This is a genomic window from Algoriphagus sp. 10J20-15, from assembly GCF_055809615.1.
Genome location: NZ_JBVVUG010000045.1, coordinates 133,269 through 155,595 on the forward strand (window position 1 = coordinate 133,269; position 22,327 = coordinate 155,595).

The following is a 22,327-nucleotide window of genomic DNA, read 5'->3' on the forward strand; positions in this document are numbered from 1 at the left end:
GCTGTACAATACGCCTTTTATGAATAAGAAAATATTTATCCCCATCGCTGCAGTTGTTTTACTTGCTGTAGGTCTCGTCTGGTTTTTTAACCAAAGAAGATCTGATATCACTGACGAACTTGAGCAGTATTTTATATCCGGAGAAGCTGGAGTTTTAGCTGAATCAGATTATGCGGTTTCCATTGAAGAGTTTTATACTGATCGAGAATATATGGAAGTATGGCTCTTCAACGGGTCTCTTTCAAAAAATGGAGAAGAGTTATTAGAACAAATAGAGGATTCGAAATACGATGGCTTGCAACCTGAAGATTACCATCTAGAGCGGATCTATGCACTATCATCCACTCCTGAAAAGGAAAACAAGAAATTCAGAAATTTATCTTCAGATGAGAAAGTTAGCCTTGAATTATTGCTTACCGATGCCTTTTTCCGTCTAGCTCATGATTTGGAAAATGGGAAAGTAAATCCGTCCTCTCTTGATCCAAATTGGAAGTTTGAGGAGAAGGAGACAGAAAATAACTATTCGGAAATGCTGAAGGAAGTAGCTGGAGGAAGTTCAGTAGAGAAGACTTTTGAAAAACTTTACCCAAACTCAGATCTGTATGCGCAAGGAAGGAAGGCTATACAGGAATTGTATACAATCCAAAAAAATGATACGCTTACCTGGGAATTTAAACCTGTGGAAGGTGCGATTGAAGTAGGAGATCAGCACGCTGCTATTCCTGCTTTACGTAAGCGTCTCATGTTTTGGGACTTTTTGAAACCTTATGAAATAGAGGATCCTACGCTTTTTGATTCCACCATGTTTGCTGGACTTCAGAAATATCAGGAGTCAAATGGTATGAATCCTGACGGAATAATTGGAGCATTAGTAGCCGAATCACTTAATAAATCCCCTCAAAACCTGATCGATATAGCTTCCATAAATATGGAAAGACTACGATGGATGCCCAAGATGGATTGGGATCAGGAGATGGTCCTGGTGAAATATTGCCAATTATCAGTTAGACTATATGAAAAATCAGGATACGGCTTTTACAGCAAAAGTGATTGTTGGTAAAGAATATAATGAGTCACCGACTTTCACAGCACCGATGAGCTACATTGTATTTAGCCCGTATTGGAATATCCCGGAATCTATTACCAATGATGAGATTATACCTTCTGTAAAAAAGAATCCGAATTACCTCTCTCAGAAAAACATGGAAGTAGTAGACGGAAATGGAGCGGTAGTAAAAGCTTCCCAAGTCAATTTGGCTAAAGAAACAGGCTACCGTGTTCGTCAAAAACCTGGAGGAGATAATTCCTTAGGGTTGGTAAAGTTCATGTTTCCAAACGATTACAATATTTACATTCACGATACACCGGCGAGAAGCCTTTTTGAAAGAGAAACAAGAGCGCTTAGTCACGGATGCATCCGAATTCAGAATCCAGATCAATTCGCTAAGATATTGATCAATGACAAGTCTTGGGATGATGAAAAAATCGCAGGAAGCCATGCATCAGGATACTGAGGAAGTGGTGAAATTGGAAAGAGAAATCCCAGTCGTGCTAGTCTATATGACTTTCTGGGCGGGTGAAGATGGAAAAGCTAATTTTCGATCTGATGTATATGAAAGAGATGCGGCCCTACTGAAAGCGCTTAGAAGTTCTAAATCAAGCCTTGATCAGGCTTGATTTAGTTAAGTAATTTTGGTCCTTTCCAAAGATAAAAAGTAGTGAACCGTCTTTTATTAGATCAATTGCTTGGGCAGAAAGTTCACTTGGAAGCGCTGGGCAACCTAAACTTCTACCTAATCTACCGACAGATTTAGCAAATTCTTCTTTGGCATAGTCAGCTCCGTGAATTACAATTGCTCTATTTCTAGCTTGATCATTGAAGCCTTTTTCCAAACCATCTAGTCTTAAAGAATAGCCATGTTTGCCAGAGTAGGTTTCGGCAGTTTTATAAAAGCCAAGACTGCTTTTGAATGATTCAGGCACATTTGAGAAGGTTTTTGCCATCAGGTCTCCAGAATTTCTTCCGTGAGAAACTACAGAGTTCAGTAGAATTTCTCCTTTTTCAGGATCAATAATCCACATGCGCTTTTCGGTGGATGGAAGGCTAAAATCAATAACTGTAAGTACTTTTGACTTTAAATTGTCCTTCATTTTATTCCAACCTTGGATAGCTAAATTGAAAACTTCTTTGGAAGGTAAAACTCCATTTTTTGCCTGTAATGCATCGTAAGTCACAGAGACTGGATCGATGGGAGTTAGGATGTTTGTTGAGTTTTCTTTGAATTCTGGGTTTGGGAAAATCCCTATGAACAATAGGAGGGTAATCGCAATGGTTTGATTAAGCATAAGCATTTGGGTGATTTTGCAAATTTAATAGGATATACCATGAGATCAAACGAGCTTGAAGTCAGTATCTTATGATTTTGGTCATTAAATATGTGAAATTTCTCAGGGAACCTTCTAAGTGACTTTCTCAGTTCTTCGGGTGGTGAAGGATAGCCTTAGATTTTGGTACAAATTATTATTCTGTAATTTTGCCTTCCCAAAATTATTTCACTGTCATTCAGGACGCTCCAAGTATCCTAACAGATAAATAGGAAAATAATTCAAACAAAAACAGAAAAGCGGCTGTTTCAGCATTCAATGAAAGTATCAGTTTATAGAAAAGAACATTTCAACGCAGCGCATCGTCTTCATAACCCTGAGTGGTCGGACGAGCAAAATCAAGCCGTTTTTGGAAAGTGTAATAATCCTCATTTTCATGGCCACAACTATGAATTGATAGTGAAATTGAGAGGAGAAGTGGATCCGCGAACTGGGTATGTTTACGATATGAAAGTGCTCAGTGATTTGATCAAAGAGCATGTATTAAGAAAATTAGATCATAAAAATTTAAACCTGGATACCGATGAATTCAAAGAACTTAACCCAACCGCTGAGAATATTGCAGTGGTTATTTGGAATATTTTAAGGGAAAAAATTGATCGAAAATTCGAGTTAACAATTCGACTTTATGAAACAGAAAGAAACTTTGTTGAATACGATGGGAATTAATATCGCAAGGGCATCTGCTGAGGATATTGGAGATGAGCATGTGGGAACTTCCCTAGAAACGCCACTTCGGGAGGACGCTTTCGAAATGGATGATGAACTGAAAGTCGAGTTAATTGAAAAGCATTTCAGAGAAATCATGCATATCATGGGATTGGATCTCACGGATGATAGCTTAAAAGGAACTCCACATCGCGTTGCAAAAATGTACGTGAAGGAAGTGTTTTCAGGTTTGAATCCGAAGAACAAGCCTGTGGCTAAGCTTTTTGAAAATAAATACAAATACAATGAGATGCTGGTGGAGAAAGATATCACTGTGCATTCTCACTGCGAACATCATTTCGTGCCGATTTACGGTAAAGCCCATGTGGCCTACATTTCCAATGGAAACGTAATTGGACTTTCTAAAATCAATAGAATCGTTCAGTATTTCGCTCAAAGGCCTCAGGTGCAGGAGCGATTGACCATGCAGATCGGTAATGAACTGAAAGAAGCGCTAGGAACAGATGACGTGGCTGTCATTATCGATGCCTATCATATGTGCGTGAGCTCCAGAGGAGTGAAAGACACGCAAAGTTCCACAGTTACCTCTTTCTATTCTGGGAAGTTTGAAAAAGACGAGCAATCGCGTACCGAGTTCATGCAATACATAAGTCTTGAGAAGTAATTAAGGAAACAAGAACCAACATCTAAACCGGGCAGAGAAGCTCGGTTTTTTTGTTTAAGTTTTTAGCCACAAAGGGCTCGAAGAAAGCGTGAAGGAGCACTGGGTTTATTTTCTTGCCTAGCAAGGGGTGAACTAGTTTTGTCTCTAGATAGTAGTACCATACTTTCTCTTTCTAGTCAATAAGGTAGCTATTCACTTGGAGGAAGTTGGAATTTTAAGGTAGGTGCTCTATGCAGCTGTTGGTCATTCGGTCATTTCACTATTTCATAGAATTTATCCTGCCCCTCTTGACTAATAGCGAGTTGATCTAGTACTATTCCAACCTGATTGACTGATATTTTCAGGCTGTGTTTCCCTGATTTATCAATGAGAATCGGGTAAGTCACTTTTACAAAATTCCTCAATACATTTTCCTTCCACTCTTCAGTTCTTCCACGAGTATTTAAAGAGAATTCTTTGGGCTCCTGATCATCGATTGATACCCATATCTTCTGATCAAAATTGTTTGAATGAGTAGGTAAGAATCGTAGTTCCACTACATGCTTTCCTGGATTTTGCAGGTCAAATTGATATTCCAAGTATGGTTTTTCTGATTCAAATAGCAGGTTTGCAAAAGGGAATAGCGTCATAGCGGCATTGCTGTAACCTAATCCTTCCACTGCTTTCCATTGGTAATTTGCTGCACCTTGGGCGTTAGAATATTCATTTCCCTGCATAAAAATAGGCGGAGAAAGAGTGGGGCCTCCTGCTGTATTTTTGCTCTCAGGCAACTGGTCTGTCTGATGATAGTTTGGCATGGAGAAAACAGGTAGGTCTCGAGGATGCATAGACATCATTTTATTCCACTTACCATTGCTGATCTTGAGGTTATATTCTTTGGTAAGCACCACAATATTATCGTATGCTTGTTGCGATTGCTTCGCGAGTTTATCCTTTAAATCACTAGTTGGATTTAGGTATGATTCCTGAGCAAGGATGAATTTCTCATTCATTAGCGCAGCACCTTTTATTGGGTATTCCACTAATTGGAAATAGGAGTCAAGACGCTCTTTGGATAGGGAAGACTTTATCGCATTTACTTTTTCTACCAGCTTAGCATAAGCTTCAAGTCTGCGGTTTGCTTCCTCGGAGTTAAACTCCGTGATCCTTGTTGTTGTGGTCGGCTCAGTTTGGCTCCATCCCATATATTCAGGTTTGCGTAGAAATGCCAAACGATAATATTCCGCAAAGATATTGGCGATCTCTTCCCCATGGACTTCCCCAAACTCTCGAGAACTCCAAGCCTCCAAATGGGAATTTATGGTAGTTTCAGAGATGCTATTGATGTCCCAAGCTAGGTCTAGGAAAAACTCTATATCGTATTCAGCAGGCTTAATATCTCCTACATTGGCAATCCACAGTTTTTTGGCTCCGTTTTGATAGGCTCTGGTCATTTCATACCATATCAACCCAGGCTGTGTGGTAGAGAGCCAGAGGTGATCATGAGGTCTACCCCAATAGCTCAAATGATAATATACTCCGCCGCCACCTTTTCTGGCCTGTTCCTGCTCATCGCTTAACCTGCGGATGTAGCCATAATTGTCATCGGTCCAAACCAGCGTGATGTCCTCTGGAACTTGTAAGCCATCATTGTACAGATCCAATACTTCCTTGTAGATTGTAAATGCCTGAGGGATTTCTTCGATAGGTTTGTCGATTGTTTTTGACAAAATACTCCGCTGATCCTGAAAAATTTGTTCTAATAGTTCAACTCGTTCTTTTTGAGTAGCATTTCCTTGCATTCCCGAATCATGGATTCCCCGCATGCCCATGCTAATAATGTTGTTCCCATTTTTGGCTTCTGTGATTCGCTCCTGCCAATACTGCTTGACGTTTTCACTGTTGGTGAAATAATTGAAATCACCATAGGCTTCCTCATCCCACTCATCCACATTGTTTCGGAGCATGGGTTCAGCATGTGAGGTTCCTATGGAAATGTGATACTTCTCCGCCATTTCCCGATTTCCTGGAATGCTAAAAAAAGCCTTAGTGGAAGGATGCATCGCTGGCCATATGGTGTTAGCCTTCAGGCGAAGCAGCAATTGAAAGATCTTCTCGTATGTTTTGGGGCCTATATCTCCAGTTTCTGGTTCGAAGGTATTAGCTGCCCAAGGTTGTAATCCCCAATCTTCGTCGTTCAAAAATATCCCTCTGTATTGCACGGAAGGACTAGCTTCAATTCCTCCGACAGGCAATTTCAATTCGACCCCTTCACTTTTCTGAGGATGGACATCTGCCCACCATTTCCACGGTGATATACCGATTCGCTCTGTAAGTTCAAAAATCCCATACACAGTGCCTCTAATGTCGCTGCCCACAATGAAGAGATTTTCCTCATGCTTATTGATAAGGAATTTTTCCCATTCACCGTTTAAATTTCTATTGAGCTTTTCAGGTAAGGATTCAATTAATGGATCATCAAATTTCCCTATATAAATTCCTTTGTCATCAGGATTGAATTTATCAGTATAACTAATTGTAACTTCGGTTCCGAGTATGAATTCTAAGTCTTCTGCAAGGTCATTAGCTGCCCATTTCACCAATTCATCGGAATCTTCGCTGATGAAAATGGACCTGTTGGATGAATTTTTATCAATGACAAAATACTCGCTAGTATCTGAATTACATGAAAATGAAAATATTACTAACAGGTGAAAAATATACTTTTTCATAGCTATAAGCTTAATTTTATTAGGTAGTTTTTTAACGCAGAGATTTATCATGAGACACAAGTAGCCCTCATATTGAAGTTTAAATCTAGTGAATCAATTATCGGACACAAAGATTTAGTCTAAATCAGCAAATGTGTGAACATTCTAATTTCGTCAAAATGGCCTAAGGAATAGGGTGCATTTATTTGATGATTATTAGGGAATCTTGACTGAGCTTTTTTCAACTTTGGGGGAATCTCAGTGTGCTTTGGACTCGGTGATAACTCATTGAATTGCTATGAAAGAGGTAATAAACTAGTTTTTCAAAAATTTGACTACTTTACCTACTGCGAATTATCAAAAAATTTATATTGTTAGTAAATCACACCTATGAAGAAATTTTTACTGCTCCTACTTTTTACTGCTACCCTCGCTTGCAGCGAAAAGACCGATGAAAAACAATCTGATGCCTATATTCCCGAGCTGGTGATTACCGATAGTTTGGTGATAGATCGATTGACCGAATTGGGAATGATAGATGTTAAAGAAGATCATTCTGAATATTTGTTTTTTGATTGGAAGAAAGATGAACTTTTAAGAATTAGTGAACATGGAGAAGTCCTCGCAAGCGCGAATCGGAGTGAAGATGGAAGGGATAGTTTTAAAGCAAGGTATTTTACCACTGCTGATTATTATGGGGAAGATGAGATTTTAATTACAACGCATGCTGGCATATTCATTTATGATCTTGATTTCATTTTGAAAGAAGAAAAGCCTCTTGATTTTTCCCTTGTGACTCATAGGATTGGAGGAAGTAATGCTGCTGAGGTTTATAAAAATTACCTCTATACTTTTTCTGTTGATAATGATTCAGGAGAAAAAGTCTATAATTCAGAAGAGTTTAGTACATCTTATCCCTTTATGACGCTTAGAGATATTAATTCCTTGGATATTTTAAAATCACAATATATTCCTGAGCAGTCACTTATGGCTATAACCCCTGGGCAATACAATAGTTTAGATCCAATTGTGCGTTTTATAGGTGATGAGATTTTTGCTTTATTTCCCAACTCCCCAGAGCTATATGTTTATGACCTTCCATCTTTTGAGTTTAAATCATTTCAAGCTTTAAATCCTGGAGATCAATTCAAAAAGATACAACCAGTAAATAGGGATATCAATTTTGATGGTTTTTTTAAGTCATTAGCCAGTTCACAATATACTAATTATGCATTTTCAAATGGTTACTTGTTGACCCAGTATGAAGGGGCGGCTCCTCAGGATGAAGTAGATGCTTTGCCAAAAAATGTAGTTGGAGGTTCTGATTTTGAGGCTTTAGTAAAAAAATATAAAGAGAAACAGTTTTACCAAATTTTCAAGGGAGAAGAAAAACTCTGGGAAGGAACATGGGATGTTAATTTATGGTCAGTTCGTGATGTGCTTTTTTCCAATGCCAAACCTGGTGAAGATCCAGATGCAGTGGAGAAGGACGTACAGACAATTTATTTTTATGAGTTGAAATAGGACAAAATTCAAACAATCCCCCTCTCAAAATGCTTTAACCTAAAAGCATTTAAACACATGAAAGGAAAGAATATTGTCATCATAGGAGGGAATTCAGGAATAGGAAAAGCTGTCGCTGCATTAGCCAAGGAAGGCGGAGCAAATTTGTTTCTCTATTCCCGAACTGGTGAAGGAAATTATCAAATCGATATTACAGAAGACTCTTCAGAATTGCAGGATTTGCCTGAGGTAATCGATGGCGTAGTTTACTGTCCGGGTTCAATCAATCTCAAACCATTCCATAGGATTTCGATGGAGGATTTTAAAACTGAGATGGAGGTTAATTTTTTTGGTGCAGTCAAAACGCTTCAGGCATGTATGAAAGGTCTTAAAAAATCTGGAGCGGCTTCGGTTGTACTTTACAGCACTGTAGCTGTACAAACGGGAATGGGATTTCATGCTGGAATAGCATCTGCAAAAGGTGCTGTGGAAGGATTAGTAAGATCCTTGGCAGCAGAATGGGCACCTAATCAGATAAGAGTTAATGCCATTGCCCCATCTTTGACGGACACACCGCTGGCGAAGCAATTGGTAAGCACGGACGAAAAGCGCGCAGCTTCAGATAAAAGACATCCCTTGGGTCGAATAGGCACGCCAGACGATATAGCTGAAGCAACCTTATTTCTCTTAGATGATAAATCTTCTTGGGTCACAGGTCAAATATTACACATAGACGGAGGAATGTCTTCTTTAAAACAGTAAGATATGATTATCCTCAAAGTTACCAGCACCCATAATTTCTTTGCTCACCCTGACAGAAGACCGAAGACAGGTGACCGAAGCAGCCTAAGTGTTAGTGTTTACCAAAGCCTATAATATCATTGTCTTATTACTGTTTGAAAAGCGGATATATATTTGATAAGAAGTAAATCAATTAAAATTCAGTTGACTTAATCTGGAGCAGTTGCTTAGCTTTATATATGAAGCATTCTCTAGTAGTTGGACTAAGTATATTGATCTTTTCTTTTTCCTGCTCCAAGCCTAATTCTGAAACCAGTTACATTAATACAGTTTCTGGTTCGATTTCTACAGATTCCATGGGGCTAACATTGATTCATGAGCATATGCTGGTGGATTTTATAGGTGCGGATTCTGTCTCTCCAGCACGTTATGATCAAGAAGAGGTAATCGCTAAGGTTATGCCTTATTTACTCGAAGTGAAGAAATATGGAGTAAAGACCTTTTTTGACTGCACACCTTCCTATTTAGCAAAGGATCCAGTTTTGCTTAAAAAACTGAGTGAGCAATCCGGAATTCAACTTATCACAAATACTGGACTTTATGGAACGCAAAAGGGAAAGTTTTTGCCTGATTATGCTTTCACAGAAACAGCTGAAGAGTTGTCAGAGAGATGGATTGCTGAATACGAGGATGGGATAGAAGGAACTGGCATCAAACCAGGCTTTATCAAAATCTCGGTCAACGAAGATGATCCTTTGGGGGAAATGGACTCGAAACTGGTCAGAGCAGCTGGCCTGACTTATGAGAAAACCGGTTTGAAAATCTATTCCCACACAGGAATTTGGAAAACTGCCAAACAGGAAGTTGAGATTCTTCAGAAAATGGGAGTGGATCCTTCAGCTTTTGTTTGGGTACATGCCCAGGCAGAGCAGGATTTTCAGAATTACCTAGAGGCAGCTCAAATTGGAGTTTGGATCAGTTTGGATGGAATAGGCTGGGGATTGGATGAATATATGGAACGCTTACTTTTCGCGAAGGATAAGGAGATTTTGGCAAATGTCTTGATTTCTCATGACGCAGGTTGGTACGATCCAGCCAAACCAGATGGAGGAGATTTTGTACCTTTTACCAATATCTTCGAAAAGCTGATGCCTGTATTGAATGACAAAGGATTTGATGAAGCTGATTGGAAATTGCTTTTGGAAGAGAATCCTAAAAGAGCTTTTGGAAATGGGCAATGATCAATAAGCAATGGACAATGATCAATGGTCAATTATCAAATTCAATTTTTGCTGAAGATAACTTTTCGTTCTATCTAAAATAAAAGAGGTGATGAGGGTGGAAGTTTAGAAAATGAAGTACTTGCGCAGCGCCTTTGCTGGGCGTATTTCCATTGATTCTAAAGTTTAGGTACATGCGCCTTGATCGCCTCTTTCGCTAGTACTATTCTCCTCAATGTTTTTTCATCATCTGCAGGAACTAAGTCCTTGATAGAATCCATAGCTTTTGCATAATAGTCCGCCCAAGTGTCTAGGATTTTTTGCTCATCTTCTTTGGATCCACCGTCTGCAATAGCTTTTTTGCTAAGCTGAACTTCTGTAAGCAATCGTATTTGGGCTTTTGCTGCGATCATTAGCATCAGTTGATCTACCGTCGTCTCATCCGCATTCAAAAGCGTATAAGCCGATACTAAAGCTCCTGTACCGACATTGACCATCGTTTTCTGAGAGACTTTATCCAAACGATCATTATCCGTGTGGTAAAACTGATCTGTAAAATGCCAAAGTAACAATCCTGGAATATCTGCCTGTAGAAATGGGGTATGATCCGATCCACCTTCGAATGGATTGGTTTTCACTACCCAGTTTGCATATTCTCCCTGAGCTTCGAAGTTGGTCAGGATAAAGTCATTCAAATAGTGAGGTTTCATGTCTTCGATTTTCAAAGGTCTGCCACCCCATTCGCTGTGTTTATCCTCTCCACGAGTCCAAATGGCACTTGGATCTGGCATTTTTTCGATTAGGAAAGTTCCGCCAGTTACGTCTGTATTTTCTCCCACCATATCCAAGGAAATTCCCCAGTTGATATCGGCTTCACGCTTATCTTTTTCTTCTATATATCTTCTCGTTGAAATGATCTCATCTCCCCATAGGAAAGTCAAAGTACGCTTCAGATCAAGTTTGCCTTGCTTCATCAACTCAGCAGTGATTTTCGCCATTTCCAATTGAGTACCCACTCCAGTAGCATTATCATTTGCGCCAGGCTCTTGGATGTGAGCGGAGAAAACAAAGCTTTCCAAAGGCAATTCTGATCCTTTGACATTAGCAACAATAGTAAGTTCAGCTGAATCATAAATCTTCGTTTCTGCCTTTACCAATACTTCCACCTTTCCTTTTGCCAGCTCAGCTTTCAGGTTTTCTTTTGCTTCGAAAGAAAGCGCAATCGCCCAAGCAGGATTATTGGCATCATGTCTCAAACCTCGAAACTGTATAGAAGTAACGTTTTTCTCAGGTTGCAAATAGCTAGGCATATCATAAGTCAAGACACCCACAGCGCCTTTATCTTTTAAGGCTAACTGCAAAGTTCTGTAGCCAACCTGATCCGAAAAGAGAATTTTTCCCTTTAAATCAACAGAGGAAAGAGCTTCCTTGCTCTCTACATAAATTACTTCCCCGGTAATTCCTTCAGCAGGAGTGGAGGAGGAGTACATATAAATCATGTTTCGGTTGGTCTCCGAGGAAAGTAAGGTTTCGTTGGAACCAACTATTTCCAAGGAAGCAGAAACAGGCTCCCAAGTTGGCTGACGCATCTCCCTGGTTTCTATTCTGTAGGTGAACCGATCTGAGTCCTTTGCTTTTTCCTCCAAAACATATCCAGACGCTTCGAGCTTCTCAGCAATTCGATATACCGTATTATTAAAGCCGGTATTCCCGGCAAGTCTCCAGTATTGCTCCACAAAAGCCACTGTTTCATAGGCCAAATCACCTTTGAATTCCGGTCTTACCAACTTAAAATAAGGATCAGTAACTTTCTGAAGTGGAGCGTTTTGAGCAAAAGAACTTATGCTTAGAACGAAGAGAAGAAGGGAAAAGGAAGTTTTTAAATACATATTGGAAAGTTGAATTCGATCGCTTGAAGGCCGCAAGATAGCCGTTTAGAGTTATTTCTTCCCGACTTTAAATCTCATTTTATATGTAGCATTGAGGTACCACGGCATGGCATTGTTTGCTCCGAAAGCAGAGAGGCTGACCGCATTTTTTCGATTAGGGTTCTTGGAGTTCCACTCAGCTTCTAATTCCATAAACAAGCCGACACGCTGATATTTGTTGGTAATGTAGGCAGTGGATGTTGTTTCCGAAGAAAAAGGATCCGAGCGAATAAATGTCTCTCCACCTAGCTGTAGTGATGGTCCAGCTGAAAATGCCAAATTGAATCCGGAAGGCCGCTGAATAATGTCCTACTTAAAAGATGGAGTGATAAAAATTCCAGAGGATTGTTCCTCATTTTTTCCGCTAGAATACGTAGGCAAGGTTTTTTCATTGTAGCTGCCTAGTGATTGATAGAATGAGAGGCTTGTATTGAATGAGGTTCTTTTGCCAAGCCTTACATTGAGTTCATTGGAGAAATTGAGACCATAAAGATCATTCATGCCATCGATGGAAGAGCCTAAGCCTACTGTGTATTGTAGTTTAGGTTTTTCCTGCGCATTTGTAAAGATCGGTGTGAATGCAAAAAAGAAAAGGATCAGAAGTAGTCGATGTGATTTCATATACAGAAAGTTTAGAAGTTGATTTATCGAATTACTACTAATCTTCTTTAATACTAAACTTTCTTTAGGTTGTTTAACTAAAAGATTGTTAATTAAATAGTTGTCAGTGATTTTTGGGTGTTTTAACGAAGAGTAATCACTTTCCAACCTTACCACTTTCCAACTTCTTACCCAAATCTTCCAATCTTCCAGTTTTCCAATCCGACAATCCTACAATCCGACAATCCGTTAAGACCAAACATTATTCTGTAAATTTTCCAAGATCACTTCCTCAATTTAATTGACCTGCTTACCTTTGCGCATGGCAGAACAAATCTTGATCCTCGATTTCGGTTCTCAGTACACACAACTCATCGCCCGAAGAGTTAGAGAGCTGAATGTTTATTGCGAAATCCACCCCTATAACAAAGTTCCAGAAATCACCTCCGACATTAAAGGAGTGATACTTTCAGGTTCTCCTTGCTCGGTAAGAGATGAGGGATCTCCTGATTTGGACTTGGATATTTTGAGAGGCAAACTTCCTCTTTTGGGCGTATGTTACGGTTCTCAACTTTTAGCACAGAAATATGGCGGAGAAGTGCTTCCATCTGAGATTAGAGAATACGGTCGCGCAAATCTTAGTCACCTTGACAATCATTACGATTTGCTCAAGGAAATGAGCCATGGTTCGCAAGTTTGGATGTCACATGGGGATACGATCAAGAATTTGCCTGAGAATTTTGAAGTAATTGCGAGCACAGACTCTGTTCGTGTGGCTGCATTCAAAATTCAAAATGAAGAAACTTACGGCATTCAATTCCACCCAGAGGTAACTCACTCTACTGAAGGAAAAAACCTACTTAGAAATTTCGTGGTAGGAATCTGTGGCTGTTCCCAAGACTGGACTTCAGATGTGTTTATCGATGCGAGTATTGCAGATTTAAAAGCTAAGATCGGTTCAGACAAGGTAGTAATGGGGCTTTCTGGAGGAGTTGATTCTTCTGTGGCTGCTACACTTATTCACCGTGCGATTGGCGATCAGCTGATCTGCGTTTTTGTGGATAATGGTTTGCTTCGCAAAAATGAATTCGAAGAAGTATTGGATTCTTATAAGCACATGGGACTAAATGTGATTGGCGTAGATGCCAAGCAAAAGTTCTATGATGCACTTGCTGGTGTTACTGATCCAGAAGCAAAGAGAAAAGCTATTGGAAATGCTTTTATCGAGGTTTTCGACGAAGAATCAAATAAGCTTGAAGGTGTGAAATGGCTTGGACAAGGCACGATCTACCCAGATGTTATTGAGTCTATTTCTGTGAAAGGACCTTCTGCTACGATCAAATCTCACCACAATGTGGGTGGTTTACCTGATTTCATGAAGCTTTCTGTAGTGGAGCCTTTGAATACCCTATTCAAAGATGAGGTTCGTGAAGTGGGGAGAGCGTTGGACATTGTGGAAACTATCATCGGGCGTCATCCATTCCCGGGACCGGGGCTTGGAATCCGTATTTTGGGAGATGTGACTGCTGAGAAAGTAAAAACACTTCAGGAAGTTGATCATATTTTCATCAAAGGCTTAAAAGATTCAGGTCTTTATGATCAGGTATGGCAAGCAGGAGCGATGCTGCTTCCAATTCAGTCTGTTGGCGTGATGGGAGATGAGCGTACCTATGAGAAAGTTGTTGCCCTACGAGCCGTTGGTTCTGTGGATGGCATGACCGCAGATTGGATTCACTTGCCTTACGAGTTTTTAGGTAAGATTTCTAATGACATCATCAATAAGGTTAAAGGTGTAAACAGAGTTGTTTATGATATTTCTTCTAAGCCCCCTGCAACCATTGAGTGGGAATAGAAAAATTTGAGATTTGAAATTTCAAATTTGAAATAATAAAAACCCGAAGTTATTTCTTCGGGTTTTTACTTTTCATGGCTTTTCGGCCTGAACTTTGGGTTTGAAAATAATGGGTTAAATTTGCAAACCCTGTTTTGATGTTTGATTCACCTCAATAAAATGAAAAAAAATCTTTTAGTAATTCCGGTATTTTTCATCCTGAGCTTAGCATATGCTCAAATCCCTACACCGGATGCTTATCGCAAGGCACAATCCGAACTTGCAGCCAAAAATTACTGGGAAGCTATCCCTCTTTTTAAGCAATTTACAGATTCAAAAGAATATGGAAACCTAGCTAATTACGCAGCTTTTCATTTAGGAGAAGCTGCATTAGGTGCAAATCAACCTGCCCAGGCAATAGCAGCTTTGGAACCAATTATAAATGGAAATTGGGCTAAGGCTGATGAGGCTAAATATCTTTTAGCGATAGCTTATTTCAAAAATCAACAGAATGTAGAAGCTCTGCAGACGATTAAAAAGATAAAGGACGATAAGATTATGTCAATGGCTGAAAATGCCACTTTTGAAAACCTGAAGCAGGTTAGTGCAAGTTTTATGATTGCAAATCTTTCTGAATTCAAAGAAAATAAGGGCTATGGAGAAGCTCTGAAAAGAGTCTTGGAAAGTCAAACCATTCTCTCAGCCACAGAACGTGCAGCTTATTATGAGTTGCAAGGCAAGGCGAATGAAAACAAAAATGTAGTAAAAGATCAGGTGTTGGACATCGTAGTGATTTTACCATTCACTAATTCCTCACGATCTAATTTGTCCAGCATTCCTCAAAATGATTTTGTCTTTGAACTGTATCAAGGGTTAGAATTTGGTGTAGAGCAATTGAAGATAAAGGGAACACAAGTGAACATGTTGACCTTTGACTCAAAGAGAGATGCTGCGCATTTGCAAAACTTGCTTGCTGATCCCGCTATTGCTTCAGCTGATGTGATAATTGGGCCAATCTATCCAGAAGAGTCTGATTTGGTCAGTAGTTTTGCTGAGACAGCAAAGATTCCATTTGTTCATCCCCTGTCTAATCTCGGGGAAAGATTTGAAGAGTTAAATTATAGCTATTTGTTTAGACCTTCTGTGAGTTCTATTGCCAATGGGATTGTTGAAGGTTTGAGGAAGCAGAATTGGGGTAAAAGAGTTGCAGTAGGATATAGCGGAAGTTCCCGTGATGAGATGCTGGCGAAGATGCTTCAAACTCAGTTGGGAGAAGCTGGATTTCAGTTAACTGAATTCGAACAAATAAATGCTCGAAACGTCAGTGCCTTTATGCAGGGACTAGGTGTGAAAAGTGGAGAAGGAGCTGTTTCTGTAGATCAGGTTGTTTTATTATCAGATGACCCTTCCATAGCTCAACCGGTGTTTTCCTTGATGGAATCTATCACTACCTCCATTCCAACCGTAGTAATGGATTCTTGGTTAAGCTTCAATTTTGCTAATTATGAGATGCTGGAGTTTCCAAATTTCTATTTCATTGGCAACAATACCTTGAATTTCTACGGAGCGCCAATGCAGCAATTCCGAAATAGATTTTACAATAAGTACCTGAATTTACCTAGCATTAATTCCACACTTGGAGCGGAGCTGATCAACTGGGTGTCTTCCAATATGTCTGCTACAAAGGGCTTTGATTTGAGAAGAAACTTAGATCAAAAAGCATTTGAAGCGGGTAGATTAACTTGGGGATTTAATTTTCAAGGAGGTCACAACAATGAATATGTGCCGCTGTTTGAATTAGAAGCAGGCGAATTGAAACCTTTAGATTAAACCATGAATATTTCTAAGAGTAAAGAGCTTTTTGCAAAAGCCCAAAATTTCATTCCAGGTGGTGTGAACTCGCCTGTTCGTGCCTTTAGAGCTGTAGGTGGAGATCCACTTTTTATCAAAAAAGCTGATGGAGCTTACTTGTACGATGAGGATGGAAATAAATTTATAGAACTGATCAATAGCTGGGGGCCTATGCTTCTCGGGCATAATCATCCAAAAGTTAAAGATGCTGTAATCAAAGCAATGGAAGATGGCACCTCTTTCGGTGCTCCCACAGCGCGTGAAGTGGAGATTGCTGAGTTGATCGTAAGCATGGTTCCATCTATCGAGAAAGTTCGTATGGTGAACTCAGGTACCGAAGCGACCATGTCTGCGATCCGAGTGGCTAGAGGTTTTACAGGTCGGGATAAGTTTATCAAAATGGAAGGGCACTACCATGGTCATGGGGATTCATTTTTGATCGCTGCCGGCTCAGGGGCGATGACTATGGGCGATCCGGATTCTCCAGGAGTGACCAAAGGAACGGCCAAGGATACCTTGATCGCTCCTTATAATAATCTAGAAGCAATTGAAGAATTGGTAGCAGCTAACCCAGGGGAAATCGCTGCCTTAATACTAGAACCTGTTCCAGGAAATATGGGGCTGTGTCTTCCGAAGGAAGGTTACCTTCAAGGTCTTCGAGATATCTGTACTAGAGAAGGAATTGTGTTGATTTTCGATGAGGTGATGACTGGATTTCGCTTAGCAAAAGGTGGGGCACAGGAAGTATTTGGAGTAACTCCAGATATGACGACCTTGGGTAAAATCATTGGTGGTGGTATGCCAGTGGGAGCTTACGGAGGGAAGAGAGAAATCATGGAATTTGTTTCTCCTGCTGGACCTGTTTATCAAGCGGGGACACTTTCAGGCAACCCAATTGCCATGGCAGCAGGTTTGACGATGCTAAATCATCTGAATACAGATCAAACTGTCTATACGGAGTTAACTCACATCGGAGAGAGATTGACCGCAGGCATTAAAAGTATCAATAAGGATTTAGGGTTGAATTACACGGTAAACAGCTTTGGAAGTATGTATAGCTTGTTTTTCACAGATTCTCCAGTGTTTGACTTTGAAACAGCAAAGGCTTCTGATACGGCTTTATTCGGGAAATATTTTCAGGCTATGCTTAAGCGTGGAGTATATTTGGCGCCGAGCCAATTTGAGAGTTTGTTCTTATCTACTGCTTTGAAAGATGATGTGATCGACCAGATCTTGGTTGCTCATAAGGAAGCAATGGTGGAGATATTGGGGTTGTAGATTTTGTATTTATTCAAAGCCAAAGGGCAAGCTAAGCATATTGTAGCTTACCTTTTGGTTCTGGTATTTTCATCCCATCCTCTTTGGCAATTTTTAGCCAAAGTTCTATTGCTTGCTGAGCATTTTCCAATGCCTCTGTTTGATTGTCACCATGTGCTTTGATAGAGGGTAATTCTGGTACTTCTGATACAAAGCACTCGTCTTGATCACTCCAGTAAACGAAGATACCGTATTTGCTCATTGTTTTGAAAGTTTAAATTGGATGATGATTTCTCTGATTTGTTTTACTTGATAGGGTTTTGCTTGGCCATCTTTGGTTGTGTGAATATTTATTATTTCAGGAATATCCTCTTTTTTATAAATCGTATGACTACCTGCACCGCCTCTTTCTTTAAAGCCTAGCTGAATAATTAACGTTTTCAAATCCGATATGGATAGATTTTTATCCGATTTACCAGAGAGAACCTTTAATAAAAGCTTTTCAAATTTACTCATTAGGTAGGATTGTATTGAAATAACCTTCTAATTCCCATTTCATAATTAAGGATCTCCATCCAATATAATCACTAAGCTTTAAATTTCTTGATTGGATTGACGGCTATTTTTTAAAGGTTAAAAGTTGATTTTCGGACTATTTTGGATCAAATTCGTTTTAATAAAAGAACAAATAAAATATGTCCATCAAAGTTTACGGAATTAAGAATTGCAATACGATGAAGAAGACCTTCGATTTCCTGGCGGAAAAAGGAGTGCAGTATGACTTTATCGATTATAAAAAGCAGAAGCCAGATGCTGCACTTTTAGAAGGTTTTTTGGAGAAAACAGATCTTTCTTCTTTAGTGAATAAGAAAGGAACAACCTACCGAAAAATGAGTGATGAGCAGAAATCAGCCCTTGAAAACGAGGAAACTGCGATCCCGATACTTGAAGAAAACTCAAGTATGATCAAGCGTCCAGTGATTATTTACAAAGACGGAAGTTTGAGTTTAGGCTTTGATGCAGAGGTGATTGAGGGGCATTTGAAATAAAGTCTCCCGCGAAGGCGCAACGGCGCAAAGTAATTGAGTTAACCAGCCCCATTTTTTTTGGATTCATTATTTAGCGTTTAACATATATTGAATTAGTCCAAGTGAAAAGAGCTAAAGATTCCTTGAATGTCAAGAATAAAAGCTTTGCGCCATTGCGCCGGAGCGGGAGACGTTTTTCAATAAACAATGGTGTCCGTCGGTAAGGGCGGTAAGCTGAGATTGCCTGTTTCTAGGTGAAAACTGAATTGCGAAGTTTCCCCCGATCCTGCTGCCGGTGTATTGTAGACAAACACTTTTTCAAGCGCTGGATGACCCTGAAGTTTGTCAAGCTTGTCCATTGCTACCTTGGTTTCATTAAGATAGAGCAGCTTTAGATTTTTGTTACTGCTTAGTTTATCTAATTGAGAGCCATCGATAGAAGTCTTATTTAGCTTCAAAACTGTCAAATTGGGCAGAGTGGAAATTGACTCAAAAATCGCATCAGTTATGGCTGTACCCGTAAGGTCTAGATATACAATCTGCTCTAGGGCTGAGATTAACAAATTCCAGTCTGCATTGGTAAAAGCAGGAAAATTAATGCAGCTGATATTTAGAAAGGAAGACCCTTCTTTAATTACTTCCGCAAAAAAACCTCGGTCTTTTAGTTTGGAAATGGAATCCTGAGGAACTTTTCCAACTTCCATCTCAGGATAGAAAGGCTTTTCAATTTTCTTGAAAAACGGTTCTATCAATTCTTCCGAAATGTTGGATTCACCAAGTTTCCTGCTTTCAGATGCTCCTGATTCAATCCAGGCTTTGATCAATTCGATTTCTTCCTTTCTTGGCTGACGCTTGTCCTTTGGAGGCATGTGGTCGTCATGGTCCTCAGGTAAAATCATTCGCGTGAAAAGGGAACTCTCCTCAGCATCTTTTGAGGTAAGCACCGAACCATCTTCTCCACCTTTTTGAATTCCTTTGAAAGAACTGAGGTCTAATTCTCCCTTTAGTTTTTTAGGGTTATGGCAACTTTTACAATTTTGATCCAAAATCGGCTGAACAGCTCCCGTGTAAAACGCTACTTCTTCCCAATTATCTGCGGGAAGTTCAAGAGGTTCATTAATGCTTACTTCTCCTCCAAGTAAAGCTTGGAGCTCGGGAGGTAATACTTCTGTGAAATAATCATCCCCATGGGTAATGTTGCCTCCTAGATGGCCTGTAATGGTTATTATCATAATTAGACCTGCTCCTTTGATTTTCAACTGTGCTGGAGTTGAAGCAGCTCTTTTCAAATGATACCACAAGCCAAAAGAAAATATGGTTGTAAGTATACCTAAGATGAGGTGAAACTTCACTGTTTCCCAGCCATACCCTTCATTCTGGTATTGCAAAAAACCGCTGATACTAGCCAGACCAGCGGAAATACCACCCAGTAAAAATGCTAACTGGATGATTGGGGAATAGATCGAGTACTTCTTTCCAAACCAAAAAATCAGGATAACTCCAAACACCAAAAAGCCAATTGGTAAGTGAACTAAAATCGGGTGAAATCGCCCGAACAATGGCAAGATAAAATCAATCATTTGCGAAGCGTTCTTTAATTGCTTTCATGATAAACACATTGGCTTCCCATTGATCCGCGATAGGGACGTTGGAAAAGGGTACTGTAGGTAAGTAAGGCGGAGGACCGAATTCTGTCGTGATCGTAAATACTTCCTGACCAGAATTACGGATGATATGCTCCCAAATATCCAAGTGGGTTTTAAGAGCAGACGCCCATTCTGGCGCGGCGGGATTGTTCACTTGCGGGCCTTCGGCAAAACCGACTCTAGCATGTATATGATCTACATTCGGAAGGATTTGCTGTAGCAATGGATCATTCAAACCGATTAATCGCTCATGAACTACCATCCAATGAGATATGTCAAGGTTTAGTCGTAATTCCGGCGCTAGCTTGAGCATTTCCACGGTGAGTGGGACATTGAAAGAAAATCTACTGCGGTGAGTTTCATGAACAATGCTAATACCAGAGGCTTTGCTTGCTTTGGTGGTTACCTCGATAAAGGCTTTGTTTTCCTCCAAAGTCCAATAATCCGATCCTGTATGGGAGTTGATTTTTACTGGGTTCCATGCAATTATCTTTTGGAGATTTTCTTCATAGACTTTTAGCGATTCGGCAAATGGAAGTCCCTTGCTTGTACCATGAAGGAAAATCACTTTCAAGTCATATTTTTCCAGTCCGGCTTTTAACTCTTTTTGTTTGGCTTCATCGTATGGAAACCATGTTTCAATCCCATCATATCCATCATTTTTTACACGTTGCAGAAACTCGTCAATGGGAAGTTGATTCCCCCAATCTGTCTGGAAGAATTGGATCTTTTGTTGGGAAAAAACTGGAGAAAGAAATAAGGTAAATAGTAAAGCAAGGAGGGTAATTCTTGTGAGCATGCAGGATTAAGCTAATATTTTATTAATTAATTCACCTTCAACGTCCGTTAGTCGGAAAGGGCGGCCTTGGAAATCATAAGTGAATTTCTCATGATCAAAACCCATCAAATGAAGGATTGTAGCGTGAATATCATGAACAGATACTTTGTCTTCAACTCCGGAAAATCCAAAGTCGTCAGTCTTACCATAAGTTACGCCGGGTTTGATACCACCACCAGCCATCCACATGGTAAAGGCATCTACGTGATGATCTCTACCCAAAAATCCCTGAAGTTTTTCCACCACGATTTTCCTGCATAGGAGTTCTTCCAAATTCACCTCCCCAGACTACCAAGGTGTCTTCGAGCATCCCTCTTTGCTTCAAGTCAAGAAGTAAAGCTGAAATCGGTCTGTCTATTTCTCGGCATTTGTTGCGAAGCCCCATATCAATAGAACCATCGTGGTCTGTTCCGTGAGTATCCCAACCCCAGTCATAAAGCTGTACAAAGCGAACACCTTTTTCTACCATTTTTCTAGCTAATAGGCAGTTGTTGGCGAAGGATTCAGCACCTGGTTTAGTCCCGTAAAGTTCATGTATGGACTCGGGTTCATCGTTGATATCCATTACCTCCGGAACTTCTATTTGCATTCTGTAGGCCATCTCATACTGATTGATTCTAGCTAGAATCTCAGGGTCACCATAGGTATTGAATTCCTCCTGATTTACCTTATTGATAGCGTCAATGACGTTTTTCTTCAGATTTCTACTCATTCCCTCAGGATCATCCAGATACAAAACAGGATCGCCTTTGGATCGACACTGCACACCCTGATAGACTGATGGTAAAAATCCTGAGCCCCAAACGCTTTTGCCGGCATCAGGAGTTTTTCCCCCTGAAGTAAGCACGACAAACCCAGGTAGATTCTGGTTTTCTGTACCCAATCCATAAGTTACCCAGCTTCCCAAACTTGGTCTTCCAAGTCTAGCACTTCCTGTCTGCATGAAAAGCTGAGCAGGGCCATGGTTGAACTGATCGGTGTGTACTGCTTTTATGAATGAAACGTCATCAGCAAGTTTGGAAAAATGAGGCAGGTAATCTGAGATCCAGGCGCCAGATTGTCCATGTTGGGAGAAATTGGCTTGGGGTCCTAAGATGTTTGGAGTGCCTTGGATGAAGGCGAATTTTCTACCTTCCAGCAGTGACTGAGGGCAAGGCTGGTTATGATATTTTACTAATTCAGGTTTGTAATCAAATAGCTCCAATTGCGAAGGAGCGCCAGCCATATGAAGATAAATAATGGATTTTGCCTTGGCTCCAAAAGGTGGAGGCAGTGGAGAAAGGGGATTCAGGTCTCTTTCACTAAGATTTAATCCCCTTAGAAGAAGCAGAAGAACCTGTGTCACAGCCAAACATTAATGGCGCCATTGCCAGCCCACCAACTTTGGAGACACAGTCCATTAGGAAATGTCTTCTTGTTTGCTTTGCCAGCTTTTGCTGCGCAAACTCAACGAGCATTTTATCTAAGCTTTTCATT

At 40.1% G+C, this 22,327-nt stretch carries 21 protein-coding genes and 1 pseudogene; 12 read left to right on the forward strand and 10 right to left on the reverse strand.

Annotation, left to right across the window (positions count from 1 at the left end):
• Window positions 1-19: 19 nt before the first annotated feature.
• Genes AC0L6R_RS20310 through AC0L6R_RS20320 form a run of 3 tightly spaced genes read left to right on the forward strand, consistent with a single transcriptional unit; the run spans window position 20 to window position 1,677 of the window.
• On the forward strand, window positions 20-1,060 hold the full coding sequence (locus AC0L6R_RS20310; RefSeq protein ID WP_473272870.1) for a L,D-transpeptidase scaffold domain-containing protein: 1,041 nt from the start codon (window positions 20-22) through the stop codon (window positions 1,058-1,060).
• Window positions 1,014-1,514, forward strand: a complete 501-nt coding sequence (locus AC0L6R_RS20315; RefSeq protein ID WP_473272871.1) for a L,D-transpeptidase family protein — start codon at window positions 1,014-1,016, stop codon at window positions 1,512-1,514. The genes AC0L6R_RS20310 and AC0L6R_RS20315 overlap by 47 nt, the downstream gene beginning before the upstream one ends.
• Complete coding sequence (locus tag AC0L6R_RS20320) at window positions 1,477-1,677, forward strand: hypothetical protein (protein ID WP_473272872.1); 201 nt, start codon at window positions 1,477-1,479, stop codon at window positions 1,675-1,677. Before AC0L6R_RS20315 ends, AC0L6R_RS20320 begins: the two co-directional genes overlap by 38 nt.
• On the opposite strand, the gene AC0L6R_RS20325 is transcribed toward AC0L6R_RS20320, so the two are convergent.
• The gene (locus AC0L6R_RS20325) at window positions 1,657-2,346 is read right to left on the reverse strand and encodes a murein L,D-transpeptidase catalytic domain family protein (protein WP_283411482.1); all 690 of its coding nucleotides are present in this window, start codon (window positions 2,344-2,346) and stop codon (window positions 1,657-1,659) included. The two genes, AC0L6R_RS20320 and AC0L6R_RS20325, sit on opposite strands and share 21 nt — an antisense overlap.
• Window positions 2,347-2,643: 297 nt before the next feature.
• Here AC0L6R_RS20325 and AC0L6R_RS20330 point away from each other — a divergent pair, with 297 nt between their 5' ends.
• Together AC0L6R_RS20330 and folE are read left to right on the forward strand one after the other, a co-directional pair.
• On the forward strand, window positions 2,644-3,054 hold the full coding sequence (locus AC0L6R_RS20330; RefSeq protein WP_283411481.1) for a 6-pyruvoyl trahydropterin synthase family protein: 411 nt from the start codon (window positions 2,644-2,646) through the stop codon (window positions 3,052-3,054).
• A complete protein-coding gene (gene folE / locus AC0L6R_RS20335) occupies window positions 3,014-3,718 on the forward strand; it encodes a GTP cyclohydrolase I FolE (protein ID WP_283411480.1) in 705 nt (234 codons plus the stop codon). Before AC0L6R_RS20330 ends, folE begins: the two co-directional genes overlap by 41 nt.
• A gap of 251 nt (window positions 3,719-3,969) precedes the next feature.
• Here folE and AC0L6R_RS20340 read toward each other — a convergent pair whose 3' ends face one another.
• The gene (locus AC0L6R_RS20340) at window positions 3,970-6,429 is read right to left on the reverse strand and encodes a glycosyl hydrolase 115 family protein (protein ID WP_473272873.1); all 2,460 of its coding nucleotides are present in this window, start codon (window positions 6,427-6,429) and stop codon (window positions 3,970-3,972) included.
• 369 nt (window positions 6,430-6,798) lie between these two features.
• Between AC0L6R_RS20340 and AC0L6R_RS20345 the strand changes: the two genes are divergently transcribed.
• From AC0L6R_RS20345 to AC0L6R_RS20355, 3 genes are all read left to right on the forward strand, one after another.
• A complete protein-coding gene (locus AC0L6R_RS20345; RefSeq protein WP_473272874.1) occupies window positions 6,799-7,932 on the forward strand; it encodes a hypothetical protein in 1,134 nt (377 codons plus the stop codon).
• Between the two features lie 57 nt (window positions 7,933-7,989).
• Entirely contained in the window at window positions 7,990-8,673 is a 684-nt protein-coding gene (locus AC0L6R_RS20350) for an SDR family NAD(P)-dependent oxidoreductase (protein ID WP_473272875.1), read from the forward strand.
• Window positions 8,674-8,891: 218 nt separating this feature from the next.
• Complete coding sequence (locus AC0L6R_RS20355; protein ID WP_473272876.1) at window positions 8,892-9,893, forward strand: phosphotriesterase family protein; 1,002 nt, start codon at window positions 8,892-8,894, stop codon at window positions 9,891-9,893.
• 158 nt (window positions 9,894-10,051) lie between these two features.
• Here the strand turns inward: AC0L6R_RS20355 and AC0L6R_RS20360 are convergent, their stop codons facing one another.
• The 3 genes from AC0L6R_RS20360 to AC0L6R_RS20370 are packed head-to-tail and all read right to left on the reverse strand — an operon-like array spanning window position 10,052 to window position 12,421.
• Window positions 10,052-11,761 (reverse strand): M28 family peptidase, encoded by a 1,710-nt coding sequence (locus AC0L6R_RS20360; protein WP_473272877.1) that lies wholly within the window; start codon window positions 11,759-11,761, stop codon window positions 10,052-10,054.
• A 51-nt stretch (window positions 11,762-11,812) separates the two neighbouring features.
• A complete protein-coding gene (locus AC0L6R_RS20365; protein ID WP_473272878.1) occupies window positions 11,813-12,079 on the reverse strand; it encodes a hypothetical protein in 267 nt (88 codons plus the stop codon).
• Window positions 12,080-12,109: 30 nt separating this feature from the next.
• Window positions 12,110-12,421, reverse strand: coding sequence for a hypothetical protein (locus AC0L6R_RS20370; RefSeq protein ID WP_473272879.1), 312 nt, complete (start codon window positions 12,419-12,421; stop codon window positions 12,110-12,112).
• Between the two features lie 301 nt (window positions 12,422-12,722).
• On the opposite strand from AC0L6R_RS20370, the gene guaA reads away from it, so the two are divergent.
• The 3 genes from guaA (at window position 12,723) to hemL (ending at window position 17,360) form a co-directional block, all read left to right on the forward strand.
• Window positions 12,723-14,252, forward strand: coding sequence for a glutamine-hydrolyzing GMP synthase (gene guaA / locus AC0L6R_RS20375; protein ID WP_473272880.1), 1,530 nt, complete (start codon window positions 12,723-12,725; stop codon window positions 14,250-14,252).
• A gap of 159 nt (window positions 14,253-14,411) precedes the next feature.
• Window positions 14,412-16,061, forward strand: a complete 1,650-nt coding sequence (locus AC0L6R_RS20380; protein ID WP_473272881.1) for an ABC transporter substrate-binding protein — start codon at window positions 14,412-14,414, stop codon at window positions 16,059-16,061.
• A gap of 3 nt (window positions 16,062-16,064) precedes the next feature.
• Complete coding sequence (hemL, locus tag AC0L6R_RS20385) at window positions 16,065-17,360, forward strand: glutamate-1-semialdehyde 2,1-aminomutase (RefSeq protein WP_473272882.1); 1,296 nt, start codon at window positions 16,065-16,067, stop codon at window positions 17,358-17,360.
• A gap of 31 nt (window positions 17,361-17,391) precedes the next feature.
• Here the strand turns inward: hemL and AC0L6R_RS20390 are convergent, their stop codons facing one another.
• Window positions 17,392-17,601, reverse strand: coding sequence for a type II toxin-antitoxin system HicB family antitoxin (locus AC0L6R_RS20390; protein ID WP_339863907.1), 210 nt, complete (start codon window positions 17,599-17,601; stop codon window positions 17,392-17,394).
• Window positions 17,598-17,855: a type II toxin-antitoxin system HicA family toxin gene (locus AC0L6R_RS20395; protein ID WP_473272883.1), complete on the reverse strand. Its 258-nt coding sequence runs from the start codon at window positions 17,853-17,855 to the stop codon at window positions 17,598-17,600. Before AC0L6R_RS20395 ends, AC0L6R_RS20390 begins: the two co-directional genes overlap by 4 nt.
• A gap of 179 nt (window positions 17,856-18,034) precedes the next feature.
• Here AC0L6R_RS20395 and AC0L6R_RS20400 point away from each other — a divergent pair, with 179 nt between their 5' ends.
• A complete protein-coding gene (locus tag AC0L6R_RS20400) occupies window positions 18,035-18,388 on the forward strand; it encodes a Spx/MgsR family RNA polymerase-binding regulatory protein (RefSeq protein ID WP_283411468.1) in 354 nt (117 codons plus the stop codon).
• Window positions 18,389-18,564: 176 nt separating this feature from the next.
• Here AC0L6R_RS20400 and AC0L6R_RS20405 read toward each other — a convergent pair whose 3' ends face one another.
• The 3 genes and pseudogenes from AC0L6R_RS20405 to AC0L6R_RS20415 form a co-directional block, all read right to left on the reverse strand.
• Window positions 18,565-19,947 (reverse strand): c-type cytochrome domain-containing protein, encoded by a 1,383-nt coding sequence (locus tag AC0L6R_RS20405; protein ID WP_473272884.1) that lies wholly within the window; start codon window positions 19,945-19,947, stop codon window positions 18,565-18,567.
• Window positions 19,940-20,812, reverse strand: a complete 873-nt coding sequence (locus AC0L6R_RS20410) for a sugar phosphate isomerase/epimerase family protein (protein WP_473272885.1) — start codon at window positions 20,810-20,812, stop codon at window positions 19,940-19,942. The genes AC0L6R_RS20405 and AC0L6R_RS20410 overlap by 8 nt, the downstream gene beginning before the upstream one ends.
• Before the next feature lie 6 nt (window positions 20,813-20,818).
• A pseudogene (locus tag AC0L6R_RS20415) lies at window positions 20,819-22,326 on the reverse strand (DUF1501 domain-containing protein).
• Window position 22,327 lies beyond the last annotated feature (1 nt).